Annotated in this window: 14 protein-coding genes; 6 read left to right on the top strand and 8 right to left on the bottom strand. The window is 67.6% G+C overall.

Translation table 11 applies throughout. From position 1 onward, the window contains the following. Positions 1-30 precede the first annotated feature (30 nt). The 8 genes from denD to DCN14_RS12225 all read right to left on the bottom strand — a co-directional run bounded on the left by denD (position 31) and on the right by DCN14_RS12225 (position 8,201). Complete coding sequence (gene denD, locus DCN14_RS12260) at positions 31-1,002, bottom strand: D-erythronate dehydrogenase (RefSeq protein ID WP_096501967.1); 972 nt, start codon at positions 1,000-1,002, stop codon at positions 31-33. Between the two features lie 28 nt (positions 1,003-1,030). Beyond that, a complete protein-coding gene (gene otnI / locus DCN14_RS12255; RefSeq protein ID WP_096501965.1) occupies positions 1,031-1,807 on the bottom strand; it encodes a 2-oxo-tetronate isomerase in 777 nt (258 codons plus the stop codon). A gap of 70 nt (positions 1,808-1,877) precedes the next feature. Then, a complete protein-coding gene (locus tag DCN14_RS12250; RefSeq protein ID WP_096501963.1) occupies positions 1,878-3,203 on the bottom strand; it encodes an MFS transporter in 1,326 nt (441 codons plus the stop codon). Positions 3,204-3,321: 118 nt separating this feature from the next. After that, positions 3,322-3,963 carry an aldolase gene (locus DCN14_RS12245; RefSeq protein WP_096501961.1) on the bottom strand — a complete coding sequence of 214 codons (642 nt, stop codon included), beginning with the start codon at positions 3,961-3,963 and terminating at the stop codon, positions 3,322-3,324. Further along, positions 3,960-5,258: a 3-oxo-tetronate kinase gene (gene otnK, locus DCN14_RS12240; RefSeq protein WP_096501959.1), complete on the bottom strand. Its 1,299-nt coding sequence runs from the start codon at positions 5,256-5,258 to the stop codon at positions 3,960-3,962. Before otnK ends, DCN14_RS12245 begins: the two co-directional genes overlap by 4 nt. 19 nt (positions 5,259-5,277) lie before the next feature. Beyond that, the gene (ltnD, locus tag DCN14_RS12235) at positions 5,278-6,216 is read right to left on the bottom strand and encodes an L-threonate dehydrogenase (RefSeq protein WP_301179084.1); all 939 of its coding nucleotides are present in this window, start codon (positions 6,214-6,216) and stop codon (positions 5,278-5,280) included. A 14-nt stretch (positions 6,217-6,230) separates the two neighbouring features. Continuing rightward, a complete protein-coding gene (locus tag DCN14_RS12230; protein WP_096501955.1) occupies positions 6,231-6,935 on the bottom strand; it encodes an FCD domain-containing protein in 705 nt (234 codons plus the stop codon). Positions 6,936-7,133: 198 nt separating this feature from the next. After that, complete coding sequence (locus tag DCN14_RS12225; protein WP_096501953.1) at positions 7,134-8,201, bottom strand: GlxA family transcriptional regulator; 1,068 nt, start codon at positions 8,199-8,201, stop codon at positions 7,134-7,136. 261 nt (positions 8,202-8,462) lie between these two features. Here DCN14_RS12225 and DCN14_RS12220 point away from each other — a divergent pair, with 261 nt between their 5' ends. From DCN14_RS12220 to DCN14_RS12195, 6 genes are read left to right on the top strand one after another with little or no spacing between them, the layout of a single operon-like run. After that, a complete protein-coding gene (locus DCN14_RS12220) occupies positions 8,463-9,848 on the top strand; it encodes an L-serine ammonia-lyase (RefSeq protein ID WP_096501951.1) in 1,386 nt (461 codons plus the stop codon). 15 nt (positions 9,849-9,863) lie between these two features. Further along, positions 9,864-11,108, top strand: coding sequence for a sarcosine oxidase subunit beta family protein (locus DCN14_RS12215; protein WP_006480591.1), 1,245 nt, complete (start codon positions 9,864-9,866; stop codon positions 11,106-11,108). A 25-nt stretch (positions 11,109-11,133) separates the two neighbouring features. Then, positions 11,134-11,445 carry a sarcosine oxidase subunit delta gene (locus DCN14_RS12210; RefSeq protein ID WP_096501949.1) on the top strand — a complete coding sequence of 104 codons (312 nt, stop codon included), beginning with the start codon at positions 11,134-11,136 and terminating at the stop codon, positions 11,443-11,445. Continuing rightward, positions 11,442-14,453, top strand: coding sequence for a sarcosine oxidase subunit alpha family protein (locus tag DCN14_RS12205; protein WP_096501947.1), 3,012 nt, complete (start codon positions 11,442-11,444; stop codon positions 14,451-14,453). Before DCN14_RS12210 ends, DCN14_RS12205 begins: the two co-directional genes overlap by 4 nt. Beyond that, positions 14,443-15,072 (top strand): sarcosine oxidase subunit gamma, encoded by a 630-nt coding sequence (locus DCN14_RS12200; protein ID WP_096501945.1) that lies wholly within the window; start codon positions 14,443-14,445, stop codon positions 15,070-15,072. Before DCN14_RS12205 ends, DCN14_RS12200 begins: the two co-directional genes overlap by 11 nt. Further along, a complete protein-coding gene (locus DCN14_RS12195) occupies positions 15,069-15,509 on the top strand; it encodes a dihydroneopterin aldolase (RefSeq protein ID WP_096501943.1) in 441 nt (146 codons plus the stop codon). Before DCN14_RS12200 ends, DCN14_RS12195 begins: the two co-directional genes overlap by 4 nt. The last annotated feature ends 53 nt before the right edge of the window (positions 15,510-15,562 follow it).

Below are 15,562 nucleotides of genomic sequence, written 5' to 3'. Positions count from 1 at the left end.
GTTGCGGGCCGGGCGCGGCAGGCGCAACCGTCAACGCCGTTCGTCGGCGATATGACTGCGGATCACGTCCGCGAACGACGTATCGCCCTTCAACCCGAGCGCTTCGGCGTGCGTCGTGTCCCAGCGGCCCGGCCAACTGCCGACGATCTTCTCGACACGCTCGTCCGGCGCATGGCGAATCAGCTTCACGACGTCGTCGCCGGCCACTTCGCGCAGCGCCGCGATCATGTCGTCGACCGACACCGACAGGCCGGGCAGGTTGATCACGCGCTTGTTGCCGAGCTTCGCGCTGTCGATCTCGCAGCCCGCGACGAGCGCCTCGATCGCGCCGCGCGGCGACAGCAGCCACAGCCGCGTCGACCCCGGCACCGGGCACACGCTTTCCTCGCCATTGAGCGGCTCGCGGATGATGCCGCTCGCGAACGACGACGCGGCCGCGTTCGGGCGGCCCGGCCGCACGCTGATGGTCGGCAGGCGCAGCACGCGTCCGTCGACGAAGCCGCGACGGGCGTAGTCGCACAGCAGCAGCTCGGCGATCGCCTTTTCCGCGCCGTACGACGATTGCGGGTTCAGCGCGGTGTCGTCCTGCACGACGTCGGGCAGCACGCCGCCGTAGACGGCGACCGAGCTCGTGAACACGACGCGCGGCTGGTGGCCGCGCGCGCGGCACACTTCGAGCAGCGCGCGCGACGCGTCGAGGTTGATCCGCATGCCGAGGTCGAAATCGGCTTCGGCCTGCCCGCTGACGATTGCCGCGAGATGGAAGATCGCCTGCGTTCGCGTGTCGATCGCGCTTTCGAGCACCGCGCGATCGGCGATGTCGCCGACGATCGACGTTACGCGCGCGTCGCCGAAATCGCTGCCCTTGACGACGTCGAGCAGCACCAGCTCGTCGATCTTCTCGATACGGCCGCCGGGGCCGGTCAGTTCGCCGCGCTCGAGCAGCTTGCGTGCGAGACGCTGGCCGAGAAAGCCGGCGCCGCCGGTGATCAGTACTTTCATGTGGATTGCCCTCTTCGAATACTTTGAATTACAGGTAAGGCTTGAGCCAGCCGAGGCCCTCGGACGTGCCGGCCTTCGGGCGATATTCGCAGCCGATCCAGCCGTCGTAGCCGAGCGCGTCGATCAGCGCGAACAGATACGGGTAGTTGAGTTCGCCGATGTCCGGCTCGTGGCGCTCGGGCACGCCGGCGATCTGGATGTGGCCGATGCCCGTGAAATCGCGCTTGAGCTTCATCGCGAGGTCGCCCTCGACGATCTGGCAGTGATAGCAGTCGAACTGCACCTTCAGGTTCGGTGCGCCGACTTCCGCGCAGATCTCGTGCGCGTCGTCCTGCCGGCTCAGGAAATAACCGGGCATGTCGCGCTGGTTGATCGGCTCGATCAGGATCGTGATGCCGTGCGCGGCAGCCGCCTGCGTCGCATGCCGCAGGTTCGACAGGTAGGTATCGCGATGGCGTGCGCGGTCCGCGCCCGGCGCGACCATGCCGGCCATCACGTGCAGCTTCTTGTTGCCGAGCACGCGCGCATAGTCGAGCGCCTGGTCGATGCCGCGGCGGAATTCGTCCTCGCGGCCCGGCAGCGACGCGATCCCGCGCTCGCCGGCGGCCCAGTCGCCGGGCGGCGCGTTGAACAGCGCCTGTTCGAGGTTGTGCGCGTCGAGGCGCGCGCGGATGTCCTCGGCGGCGAAGTCGTACGGGAACAGGTACTCGACGGCCTTGAAACCGTCGTGGGCGGCAGCGGCGAAGCGTTCGAGGAACGCGTGCTCGGTGTACATCATCGAGAGGTTGGCGGCGAAGCGGGGCATGGCAGCGGGTCCTGTGAATGAGTGGGGCGGGGCGTCGCGCCCCGCGTCGAATGGCGGCCGATTCGGCAGATCAGCGGTTCACGAGTTTCGCGGGCGTGAGCCACACGGCGATCGCGCCGATCACGAGCATCGCCGCGAGCACGTACATGCCGGACGACGTGCTGTGCGTGACGTCCTTCAGGTAGCCGATCACGTACGGGCTCGCGAAGCCGGCGAGGTTGCCGACCGAGTTGATGATCGCGATTCCGGCGGCGGCGGCGGAGCCGGCGAGGAACGCGGTCGGCAGCGACCAGAACAGCGGTGCGCAGGTCAGCACGCCGCCTGCCGCGAGCGACAGGAACACGATCGACACCGCCGTATTGTGCGAGTACGACGCGGCGACCGCAAATCCGACCGCGCCCATCAGCGCCGGCACGATCAGGTGCCAGCGGCGTTCGCGGCGCTTGTCCGCGCTGTGGCCGAACAGGTTCATCACGAAGATCGCGACGAGGAACGGAATCGCGGACAACAGGCCGATCTGGAGCGTATCGGTGATCCCGGTGGATTTGACGAGCGTCGGCATCCAGAACGTCAGGCCGTACTGGCCGGTGACGAACGCGAAGTAGATCAGCGACATCCACCACATGCGCGGGTCGGCGAACACGGCCTTCAGCGAATGGCCGTGCTTCTGCTGTTCCTGCGGCTGCGCGGCGATTTCCGATTCGAGCAACTGCTTCTCGCGCTCGTCGAGCCACTTCGCGCTGCGGATGTTGTTGTCGAGATAGAGGATCGTCGCGATGCCGACGAGCACGGCCGGCACGGCTTCGATCATGAACATCCATTGCCAGCCGTGAAAGCCCGAGCCGCCGTGAAAGCGCTCCATGATCCAGCCCGACAGCGGGTTGCCGAAGATGCCCGACACCGGGATCGCCGACATGAACACCGCGATGATCTTCGCGCGGCGATGCGACGGGAACCAGTACGTGAGGTACAGGATCACGCCCGGATAGAAACCGGCTTCCGCGAGACCGAGCAGGAAGCGCAGCACGTAGAACTGCGTCGGCGTCTTCACGAACGCGAACACCGCCGACAGCAGCCCCCACGTGATCATGATCCGTGCGATCCAGATGCGCGCGCCGATGCGGTGCATCAGCATGTTGCTTGGCAGTTCGAACAGAAAATAGCCGAGGAAGAAAATGCCGGCGCCGAGGCCGAACACGGTTTCGCTGAACGCGAGATCCTGCGACATCTGCAGCTTCGCGAAGCCGACGTTCACGCGGTCGAGATACGCGACCACGTAGCAGAGCATCAGGAACGGCACGATGCGCCAGAACACTTTCTTGTAGGTGCGGTCGAGTTCGGCCGATTGGGCAGGTGCGGCGGGCGAGCGGCCTGCGGCCGCGTCGAATGCAGTCATCGTCGTCTCCAGGGATATTGTGTGCCGGCGGCGCGTGCGCTGCCGGATCGTGTGTGCTGACGGAAGGACCCGCGCACACGGCGGGCATGGGAATCGGTGCGGATGCGCGCGCGACGTGTTACCAGCGTGCGCCGAAGGTGTCGCGCAGTTCGTCGAGCGCCGCGTCGGACAGCGGCTCGGGCTTCGGGTGCGTCATCAGCCACAGCCGCGCGGTTTCCTCGAACTCCTCGAGCGCATACGACGCGTGCGACACCGACGGCCCCCACATCACCGGCCCGAGACGGTCGAGCAGCACGCCGCGCACCTGGTCGGCGAGCGCGGCGACTTCGGCCGCGACGGCCGGATCGCCCGGGCGGCGATAGCGGATCAGCGGAATGTGGCCGACCTTCATCACGTAGTACGGCGTGATTGGCGGCAGCACGTCGGTGTCGCGCCACACGCCCGCGAGCGTCAGCGCGACGAGGTGCGTCGAATGCGTGTGGACGATGCCGTTCGCCTGCGCGTTGCGCGCGTAGATGCCGCGGTGCAGCGCGAGCGTCTTCGACGGCTTGCCGCCCGATACGGGCTGGCCGTCGACGCCGACCTTCGCGATGTCGTTCGGGTCGAGCCGGCCGAGGCAGGCATCGGTCGGCGTGATCAGCCAGCCGTCGGCAAGCCGCGCGCTGATGTTGCCCGCGCTGCCGACCGCGTGGCCGCGCGCATACAGGCTCGCGCCGACGACGCAGATTTCTTCGCGCAGTTTCGCTTCGACGCTCATCATGCGGCTCCGTCCAGCGCGCGCAGCGCCTTGTCGAAAAAGTCCACCGTGCCGAAGTTGCCGGATTTCAGCGCGAGGCCGAGCGGCCGCGCGTCGATGGTGGCGGTGGCCGGCACGCCCGGATCGATCTGCGCGCCGATCTGCAGCGACTTCACGTCGAGCGCCTGCACGACCGCGCCGGACGTCTCGCCGCCGGCGACGACGAACTTGCGCACGCCGAGCGCGCGCAGGCCGCGGGCGATCTCCGCGAGCGTGCTTTCGACGAGATGGCCGGCTGCCTCGACGCCGAGCGCCTGCTGGACGGCCTTCACTTCGTCGGGCGTCGCCGTTGCATAGATCAGCACGGGCTGAGGCAGGTGCGCGCGCGCGAAGGCCAGTGCGTCGTCGACGACGGGTTCGCCGCGCGAGGCCGCGAGCGGATCGATCCGGAAGCTCGGCCGGCTGTCGCGCCACGCGGCGACCTGTGCGTTGGTCGCCTTCGATGCGCTGCCGGCGAGCACCGCCGACAACCCGTCGATGCGCGGCAGCGACGCCGCGTTGTCGCGCTGGGGCAGCCGCCCCGCGCGGCGGAAATTCTCCGGCAGGCCGAGCGCGACGCCCGAGCCGCCGGTGACGAGCGGCAGGCTCGCGCATGCTTCGCCGAGCACGTGGAGATCGTGGTCCGACAGCGCATCCGCGATCGCGAAACGCACACCGTCCGCACGCAGCGCGTCGATGCGCGCACGCACGGCAGCCGCGCCCTGCGCGATCGTGTCGTAGCGGATCAGGCCGACCGGCGACGTCGTCTGCCGCTGCAGCACGCGCACGAGGTTCGCGTCCCGCATCGGCGTGAGCGGGTGGTTTTCCATGCCCGATTCGTTCAGCAGCACGTCGCCGACGAACAGGTGGCCGCGGAAGATCGTGCGGCCGTTCTCGGGGAACGCCGGGCACGCGATCGTGAAGTCGCCGCCGGTTGCGTCGAGCAGCGCGTCGGCCACCGGCCCGATGTTGCCCGCGTCGGTCGAGTCGAACGTCGAGCAGTACTTGAAGAAGAATTGCCGGCAGCCCTGCGCGCGCAGCCATGCGTACGCGGCGAGTGATTGCGCGACGGCGTCGGCGGCGGGAATCGTGCGCGACTTCAGCGCGACGACGATCGCGTCGGCGTCGATGGCCGTGTCGGCTGCGGCGCCGTCGGCGGGCACGCCGATCGTCTGCACCGTGCGCATGCCGCTCTTGACGAGCATGTTCGCGAGATCGGTCGCGCCGGTGAAATCGTCGGCGATGCAGCCGAGCAGGGGACGGGAAGCGGAAGCGGTCATGGCAGGAGCGTCGTTCGAATCAGCGGGCAGGCGGCAGCGTGATGCCGGGGAAAGTCTTGATCACGGCGGAATCGTCCTCGCCGCCGTGGCCGGCGCTCGATGCGCTCATGAACATCTGGTGCGCGGTGGCCGACAGCGGCAGCGGAAACTTGCTGCGGCGCGCAGTATCGAGCACGAGGCCGAGATCCTTCACGAAGATGTCGACGGCCGACAGCGGCGTGTAGTCGCCGTTCAGGATGTGCGGCACGCGGTTCTCGAACATCCACGAATTGCCGGCGCTGTGCGTGATCACGTCGTACAGCGCGTCCGCGTCCACGCCTTCGCGCAGGCCCAGCGCCATCGCCTCGGCGGCCGCGGCGATATGCACGCCGGCCAGCAGCTGGTTGATGATCTTCACCTTCGAGCCGATGCCGTGCGTGTCGCCGAGGCGATAGACCTTGCCGGCGATCGCGGCGAGCACGTCGTCGCAGCCCGCATACGCGGCGGCGGGGCCCGACGTCATCATCGTCATTTCGCCCGACGCCGCGCGCGCGGCGCCGCCGGACACCGGCGCATCGAGCATCTGCAGGCCCGCGGCCTCGATGCGCGCGCCGAGTGCGACGGCGAATTCGGGCGCGACGGTCGCGCTCGCGATCACGACGCCGCCCGGCTTCATCGCCGCAACCGCGCCGTGCTCGCCGAACAGCACCGTTTCGGTTTGTGCGGCATTGACGACGAGCGTGACGACGACGTCGCACTGCGCGCCGAGTTCGGCCGGGCTCGTGCAGGCCACGCCGCCTTCGGCCGCGAACGCCTGCAGCACGGTGTCGCGCACGTCGCATGCGTGCACGCGAAAGCCCGCGCGCAGCAGCGAGCGCGCGACGCCGAGGCCCATCGCGCCGAGGCCGATGACTCCAACATTTCGTGACATGGTCAACCTTGATCGATTCGGGAGAGGTTCGGGACGACGGCGGCGCACGCGCGCCGCCGGGTTCAGCAGATGCCGGCTTCCGCGAGACGGCGGGCGGCGTTGTACATGTGGGTGCGCGCCGCGTTGCGTGCCGCCATCGGGTCGCGCGCGCGGATCGCATCGGCGATCGCCGCGTGTTCCTCGCGCACCTGGCGCGAGAAGTCGTCGCGCGTCGCTTCGTTGCGACGCGTCACCTTCACGCCGGCTTCGAGGTACTGGTTCAGGAACTGCAGCGTCTTCAGGAAATACGGGTTGCCGGTGACGGCCGCGATCGTGCGGTGGAACGCGACGTCTTCCGCGACGCCGTCGCGGCCTTCGGCCACCGCATCGTCGATCTTGCGCAGCGCGTCGTCGATGTCGGCCATGTCGTCGTCGGTGTGGTGCAGCGCGGCTTCGGCCGCGACTTCAGCCTCGATCGCGCGGCGCACCGCGAGCAGGTGCGGCAGCGAGCTGGCTTCGACCGCTTCCGCATAGTCGATCCGCAGCGGCCGGATCGCGCCGTGCTGGTTCACGTACACGCCGCTGCCCTGGCGCGGTTCGACCACGCCTTCGTTCTTCAGCCGGGAGATCGCCTCGCGGATCACGGTGCGGCTCACGCCGAATTCCTGCGCGAGCACGGCTTCCGTCGGCAGCTTGCCGCTGGCCGAGAAGCTGCCGACTTCGATCTGCTTGAGCAACTGCTGCGCGACATGGTCGCTCATCGCACGGGCGGGAATTTTCTCGAACATGACGCTCTGGTTTGTAAGGTGATGTGGTCATCATACAAATTTGAATGTGCATCAGCATCCGGGATAACCCTCGGTTAACGTGCTGCAACGTCGGTCAAATTGAATGGAACCGGTTTCAATTGACGGGAAAGGAGGGCGATCGCGCGGGGTTCGGCGCGCGATCGGGAGCGGAAAAGGGTATGGCGGGGGTGTCGCGCGTCAGTCGGCGAGATCTTCGACGGGGTCGACCGCGGCCGGCGCAGCGACTTCCGCGACGTCCCCGCCGCGCTCGCGATAGGTCGCCGGCGGCACGCCGAACTGCTTGCGGAATTCACGCCCGAGGTGCGACGCGTCGGCGAACCCGCAGCTCGACGCGATATCGGCGACGGTGCGGTCGGAACTCGTCAGCAGCCACGCGGCCGTGCGCAGCCGCACCTGTTTCGCGAACGCCTGCGGGCTCTTGCCCGTCTCGGCCTTGAACAGGCGCTCGAGCTGGCGCGTCGACATGTCGAGCTTGGCTGCGAGCTCCTCGAGCGGCAGCGCGCGCCCGACATGCTGTTCCATCAGAAGAATCGCGCGCTTGACCTTCGGGTGCGTGGCCGGCTCGAGGCCGGGCGGATGCGGTTGCGGCGCATTGCCTTTCTGCATCTCGCCGACGAGCAGGATGCGCAGCGCCTTCTGCACCGTCGCATGGTCGAAATGGCGCAGCAGGATCGCGGCGGCGACGTCGATCGACGCGCGGCCGCCCGAACACGTGATCCGGCGCCGGTCGATCACGAACAGCCGGTCGGCGATCAGCAGGTCGGGATCGGCGCTCGGGAAGCGCTCGATGAAATCCCAGTAGTGGAACCAGCTCACGCAGGTGCGGTAGCCGTCGAGCACGTTCGCGCGCATCAGCGTAAACACGCCCGTGCAGATCCCGACGACCGTCGCGCCGCCCGCTGCCGCGTGGCGGATGAACTGGAGCGTTTCGGGGCCGGCTTGCGGCCCCGAATGCAGGAGGCCGCCCACCACGACCACGTAGTCGAACGGCTCGGCCGCATCGAAGGTTTCCCACGGCGTGATCTGGATCCCGCAGCTCGCGCGCACCGGCGCGAGCGTTTCGCCGATCACGCTCCAGGCGCAGCGCACGGGCTTGCTGTAGTCGCCGTCGTCGGCCGACAGCCGCAGCATGTCGACGAAACCCGAGAACGCGGTCAGCGTGAAATTCGGCAGCAGCAGGATGCCGAAGCGAATGCGCTGCGGCGCGGGTTCGGCGAGGGGGGAAGCGGGTACGTCGGGTGTCATCGCGGTAAATCTCGTCACGCCGGGCAGGCGGGTCTCACTCGTTTCACTCAGTTTGGGGGCACGGCTGCCGGCGTGCGCATGCGCCGGCCGACTTGTGCTTTTGCGTCGCGAACCATCGTCAAAACGTACTTTCGGACCGTCCTTTTCGGGGCTTGGCGGCGGTATCCCACGCCGATGCCGTTTTTGTTCTATCGGCCAATTTTACGCTTTGATGTACTGATGCCAACGACATTTCACGTACGCCCACCCAGAGGAAGTCAGATGAACGTCAGCGCGTTCGACCTGTTCAAGATCGGCATCGGCCCGTCCAGTTCGCACACGGTCGGCCCGATGATCGCCGCCTGCCGCTTCGCGTCGCATGTCGAAGATGCGAACCTGCTCGGCTTCGTGCGCCGCGTGCGGGTCGAACTATACGGCTCGCTCGGTGCAACGGGCAAGGGTCACGGCACCGACAAGGCCGTATTGCTCGGCCTCGAGGGCCATCTGCCCGACACGATCGATCCGGACCTGATCGAGCCGCGGCTCGCGGGGATCCGCGCGGAGAAGTCGCTGTCGCTGCTCGGCAAGCAGACGATCCGCTTCGACGAGAAGGAAAACATCGGCTTCTATCGCAAGCTGATGAGCGGCACGAGCATCGTGCATCCGAACGGGATGCGCTTCCAGGCGTTCGACGAGCACGGCCAGCTGCTCGTCGAGAAAGAGTATTACTCGGTCGGCGGCGGCTTCGTCGTGAACCGCGACGGCGATCGCGTGAACGGCGTGCGCGCGGCGGCCGACGTGCCGTATCCGTTCCGCACCGGCGACGACCTGATGCGCCAGTGCCGCGAACACGGCCTGTCGATCGCCGAACTGATGCTGCGCAACGAAAGCGCGCTGCGTCCGGCCGACGAGGTGCGCGCCGGGCTGCTCGCGATCTGGCGCACGATGGCCGCGTGCGTGGAGCGCGGCTGCAAGGTCGAAGGCGAACTGCCGGGCCCGATGCGCGTGAAGCGCCGCGCGGCCGAACTGAACGGCCGCCTGCGCGCGCGTTCGGAGGAGTCGCTGCGCGATCCGCTGTCGATGCTCGACTGGGTCAACCTGTATGCGATGGCCGTCAACGAAGAGAACGCCGCGGGCGGCCGCGTCGTCACCGCGCCCACCAACGGCGCGGCCGGCGTGATTCCCGCCGTGCTGCACTACTACGTGAAATTCGTGCCGGGCTCGGGCGAGGCCGGGATCGTCGAATTCCTGCTGACGGCCGCGGCGATCGGGATCATCTACAAGGAAACCGCGTCGATCTCCGGTGCGGAAGTCGGTTGCCAGGGCGAAGTGGGCGTCGCGTGCTCGATGGCCGCCGCCGCGCTCGCCGCGGTGATGGGCGGCACGCCCGACCAGGTCGAGAACGCCGCCGAGATCGGCATGGAGCACAACCTCGGCATGACCTGCGACCCGGTCGGCGGGCTCGTGCAGATCCCGTGCATCGAGCGCAACGCGATGGGCGCGATCAAGGCGCTGAACGCGTCGCGCATGGCGCTCAAGGGTAACGGCCAGCACTACGTATCGCTCGATTCGGTGATCAAGACGATGCGCGAGACGGGGGCCGACATGAAGACGAAATACAAGGAAACGTCGCGCGGCGGTCTTGCCGTGAACGTCATCGAATGCTAACGAAGGATCACTAACATGAGCCGCTACTCGATATTCAGCCTGTTCCGCAACGGCCTCTCGTATCACGAGAACTGGGAAAAGCAGTGGAAGAGCCCGGAACCGAAGAAGGAATACGACGTCGTGATCGTCGGCGGCGGCGGCCACGGCCTCGCGACCGCGTATTACCTCGCGAAGGAGCACGGGATCACGAACGTCGCGATCCTCGAGAAGGGCTGGATCGGCGGCGGCAACACCGCGCGCAACACGACGATCGTGCGCTCGAACTACCTGTGGGACGAATCGGCCGCGCTGTACGAGAAGGCGATGAAGCTGTGGGAAGGGCTGTCGCAGGATCTCAACTACAACGTGATGTTCAGCCAGCGCGGCGTGATGAACCTCGCGCACACGCTGCAGGACGTGCGTGACACCGAGCGTCGCGTGAATGCGAACCGGCTGAACGGCGTCGACGCCGAATTCCTGACGCCCGCGCAGATCAAGGAAATCGAGCCGACCATCAACCTGAACAGCCGCTACCCGGTGCTCGGCGCATCGATCCAGCGCCGTGCGGGCGTCGCGCGTCACGACGCGGTGGCCTGGGGCTTCGCGCGCGGCGCCGATCGCGCCGGCGTCGACATCATCCAGAACTGCCAGGTGACGGGCATTCGCCGCGAAGGCGGCGCGGTGGTCGGCGTCGATACGGTGAAGGGCTTCATCAAGGCGAAGAAGGTCGCGGTGGTCGCGGCCGGCAACACGACGACGCTCGCCGACATGGCCGGCGTGCGCCTGCCGATCGAAAGCCACCCGCTGCAGGCGCTGGTGTCCGAGCCGATCAAGCCGGTGGTCAACTCCGTGATCATGTCGAACGCGGTGCACGCGTACATCAGCCAGTCCGACAAGGGCGACCTCGTGATCGGCGCGGGTATCGACCAGTACACGGGCTTCGGTCAGCGCGGCAGCTTCCACATCATCGAAAGCACGCTGCAGGCGATCGTCGAGATGTTCCCGGTGTTCTCGCGCGTGCGGATGAACCGCCAGTGGGGCGGCATCGTCGACGTGTCGCCGGACGCCTGCCCGATCATCACCAAGACCGACGTGAAGGGCCTGTATTTCAACTGCGGCTGGGGTACCGGCGGCTTCAAGGCGACGCCGGGCTCGGGCTGGGTGTTCGCGCACACGATCGCCCGCGACGAACCGCATCCGCTGAACGCCCCGTTTGCACTCGACCGCTTCTACACCGGCCACCTGATCGACGAACACGGCGCTGCCGCGGTCGCGCACTAACCCCCGCACTGAAGGAGAAAGAAACATGTTGCTGATCGAATGTCCGTGGTGCGGGCCGCGCGCCGAATCCGAGTTCACGTGCGGCGGTGAAGCCGACATCGTGCGCCCGGTGGCGAACGAGACCATGACCGACCGCGAATGGGGCGAGTACGTGTTCATGCGCGAGAACAAGCGCGGGCTGCACAAGGAGCAATGGCTGCACACGCAGGGTTGCCGCCGCTGGTTCAAGGTGACGCGCGACACGGTCACCTACGATATCAAGGGCTACGAAAAGTTCGGCGGGGCTGCCATCGGCGCCGCTGCCGGCAACGCACACGAAGAGGGCACGAGCAAATGAGCCAGAAAGACCGCCTCGGCACCGGTGGCCGCATCAATCGCGCGATTCCGCTGACGTTCACGTTCAACGGCCGCACGTATCAGGGCTTCCAGGGCGACACGCTCGCGTCCGCGCTGCTCGCGAACGGCGTGCACTTCGTCGCGCGCAGCTTCAAGTACCACCGTCCGCGCGGGATCGTGACGGCGGACGTCGCGGAACCGAATGCCGTCGTGCAGCTCGAAACCGGCCCGTATACGGTGCCGAACGCGCGCGCGACCGAGATCGAGCTGTACCAGGGCCTCGTTGCGACGAGCGTGAACGCCGAACCGTCGCTCGAGAACGACAAGTACGCGATCAACCAGAAGCTGTCGCGCTTCATGCCGGCGGGCTTCTACTACAAGACCTTCATGTGGCCGCGCAACATGTGGCCGAAGTACGAAGAGAAGATCCGCGAGGCCGCCGGCCTCGGCAAGGCGCCCGAAGTGCTCGACGCCGATCGCTACGACAAGTGTTACGCGCACTGCGACGTGCTCGTGGTCGGCGGCGGCCCGTCGGGCCTCGCCGCCGCGCATGCGGCCGCCACGGCGGGCGCGCGCGTGATCCTCGTCGACGACCAGCGCGAACTCGGCGGCAGCCTGCTGTCGTGCCGCGCGGAAATCGACGCGAAGCCGGCGCAGCAGTGGGTCGAGAAGATCGAAGCCGAACTGCGCAAGCTGCCCGACGTGACGATCCTGTCGCGCAGCACCGCGTTCGGCTACCAGGACCACAACCTCGTGACGGTCACGCAACGCCTGACCGATCACCAGCCGGTGTCGATGCGCAAGGGGACGCGCGAACTGCTGTGGAAGATCCGCGCGAAGCGCGTGATCCTCGCGACCGGCGCGCACGAGCGTCCGATCGTGTTCGGCAACAACGACCTGCCCGGCGTGATGCTCGCGGGCGCGGTGTCCACCTACATCCATCGCTTCGGCGTGCTGCCGGGCCGCAACGCGGTCGTGTTCACGAACAATGATCGCGCGTACCAGACGGCGCTCGACCTGAAGGCATGCGGTGCGAAGGTGACGGTCGTCGATTCGCGCGCATCGTCGAACGGTGCGCTGCCGGCGGCGGCAAAGCGGCAGGGCGTGACGGTGATGAGCGGCGCGGTCGTCACGGCCGCTTCGGGCAAGTGGCGCGTATCGTCGGTCGACGTCGCGTCCTACTCGAACGGCAAGACGGGCGGCAAGATGCAGTCGCTGCCGTGCGATCTCGTCGCGATGTCGGGCGGCTTCAGCCCGGTGCTGCACCTGTTCGCGCAGTCGGGCGGCAAGGCGTGCTGGAACGACGAGAAGGCGTGCTTCCTGCCGGGCAAGCCCGTGCAGGCCGAGGCGAGCGTCGGCGCGGCCGCGGGCGAGTTCGGTCTTGCCCGTGCGCTGCGGCTCGCGCTCGACGCGGGCGCCGAAGCGGCGAAGGCCGCGGGCTACACGGCCGCACAGCGCCCCGTCGCGCCGCAGGTCGCTGAAACCGTCGAAGGCGCGCTGCAGCCGTTGTGGCTGGTCGGCAGCCGCGAGGCCGCGCCGCGCGGGCCGAAGCAGTTCGTCGACTTCCAGAACGACGTGGCCGCCGCCGACATCCTGCTGGCCGCTCGCGAAGGTTTCGAGTCGGTCGAGCACGTGAAGCGCTACACGGCGATGGGCTTCGGCACCGATCAGGGCAAGCTCGGCAACATCAACGGGATGGCGATCCTCGCGCAGGCGCTCGGCAAGACGATTCCGGAAACGGGCACGACGACGTTCCGCCCGAACTACACGCCGGTGTCGTTCGGTACGTTCGCCGGCCGCGAAACGGGCGACTTCCTCGACCCGATCCGCAAGACGGCCGTGCATGAATGGCACGTCGAGCACGGTGCGATGTTCGAAGACGTCGGCAACTGGAAGCGCCCCTGGTATTTCCCGAAGAACGGCGAGGATCTCCATGCGGCCGTGAAGCGCGAATGCCTCGCGGTGCGCAACAGCGTCGGCATTCTCGACGCGTCGACGCTCGGCAAGATCGACATCCAGGGTCCGGACGCGGTGAAGCTGCTGAACTGGATGTACACGAACCCGTGGAACAAGCTCGAAGTGGGCAAGTGCCGCTACGGGCTGATGCTCGACGAAAACGGGATGGTGTTCGACGACGGCGTGACGGTGCGCCTCGCCGACCAGCATTTCATGATGACGACCACCACCGGCGGCGCGGCGCGCGTGCTGACGTGGCTCGAGCGCTGGCTGCAGACCGAATGGCCCGACATGAAGGTGCGGCTCGCGTCCGTCACCGATCACTGGGCGACGTTCGCGGTGGTCGGCCCGAAGAGCCGCAAGGTCGTGCAGAAGGTGTGCCAGGACATCGACTTCGGCAACGAAGCGTTCCCGTTCATGAGCTACCGCAACGGCACCGTCGCGGGCGCGAAGGCGCGCGTGATGCGGATCAGCTTCTCGGGCGAACTGGCCTATGAAGTGAACGTGCCGGCGAACGCGGGCCGCGCGGTGTGGGAAGCGCTGATGGCGGCCGGTGCCGAGTTCGACATCACGCCGTACGGCACCGAGACGATGCACGTGCTGCGCGCGGAGAAGGGCTACATCATCGTCGGTCAGGACACCGACGGTTCGATCACGCCGTTCGACCTCGGGATGGGCGGCGTCGTCGCGAAGTCGAAGGACTTCCTCGGCAAGCGCTCGCTGTCGCGCTCGGATACGTCGAAGGAAGGCCGCAAGCAGTTCGTCGGCCTGTTGACCGACGACGAACAGTTCGTGCTGCCGGAAGGCGCGCAGATCATCGCGAAGGACACGCAGGTGTCGGCGACCGATCCGACGCCGATGCTCGGCCACGTGACGTCGAGCTATTACAGCCCGATCCTGAAGCGCTCGATTGCGCTGGCCGTGGTGAAGGGCGGTCTGAACAAGATGGGCGAGAGCGTCGTGATTCCGCTGGCCAACGGCCGCCGCATCACCGCGAAGATCTCGAGCCCGGTTTTCTACGATACGGAAGGGGTGCGCCAGCATGTGGAATGAAACGAGAAACCAGACGCCGGTGGCGGGCGCGGGCGTGACGCTTGAATCGCCGTTCGTCGGCGCGGCCGATGTGCTGAAGCAGCACCAGGCGCGCGTATCGAAGAAGTTCACGCTGCGCGAGCGGCCGTTCCTCGATCTCGTGAACGTGCGCGGCGAGCCGAGCGATCCGGCCTTCGTCAGCGCGTTCGAGCGCGTGGTCGGCTGCCGGCCGCCCGTCGCGCCGAACACGGTGGCGCGCGGCGCGGAGTACGACGTGCTGTGGCTCGGTCCGGACGAGTGGCTCGTGCGCTCGAACGGGCCGGTGCAGGCCGGTGTGCTCGAAGGCCAGCTCGCGGAGGCCGTGCAGGGTCTGTATGCGGCGGCCGTCGACGTCGGCAGCGGCTACACGGTGGTGGAAATCAGCGGCGAACGCGTGCGCGACGTGATTGCGCGCGGCTGCCCGCTCGATCTGCATCCGCGCGTGCTCAAGCCGGGCCAGTGCGCGCAGTCGCACTACTTCAAGTCGCCTATCACGCTGATCCCGACCGGCGACGAGTCGTTCGAGATCGTCCTGCGTCGCAGCTTCGCCGACTATTTCGTGCGCATCATGCTCGACGCCGCGGCGCCGCTCGCATCATGAAGCCGTTCGACGAACCGTTCGTGGCGATCGAATCGCCGCGCCTGCGCGGGCGCGGCTGGAGCGTGTTCGTCGACGAATTGAAGGTGCCCGCGCGGATCGGCATCCATGCTCACGAGCACGAGGCGCCTCAGCCGATCGTGATCGATGCGCGGCTCGGGTATCGCTGCGAGCCGAGCGAGCAGGGCGAGTGGATCGACTACGACGGCTACTGCGCGCGTCTCGCGTCGTTCCTGTCGCACAAGCCGCATACGCGGCTGCTCGAAACGCTGGTCGCCGACATCGCGGTGCTGTCGTTTCGCGAATGGCCGGCGCTGGAGTCGCTGACGCTGTCGGTGTACAAGCCGAAGATCCGGCCGGGCACGAAGCGCGTCGGCGTGTCGCTCGACTGGACGCGCGGGGATTACCTGCGGTGGACGGGGGCGGCGGGGCAGTTGTAGGCAGAGGGGGCCGGATCGATGCAGGTGATCCGGCGACCGGGCGAACACGGCGG

Source organism: Burkholderia sp. IDO3 (assembly GCF_003366075.1).
In the GTDB taxonomy this organism is placed as follows: Bacteria; Pseudomonadota; Gammaproteobacteria; order Burkholderiales; family Burkholderiaceae; genus Burkholderia; species Burkholderia anthina.
Note: the sequence above shows the minus strand (reverse complement) of the source record. Positions and strands in the feature narration are given on the sequence as shown.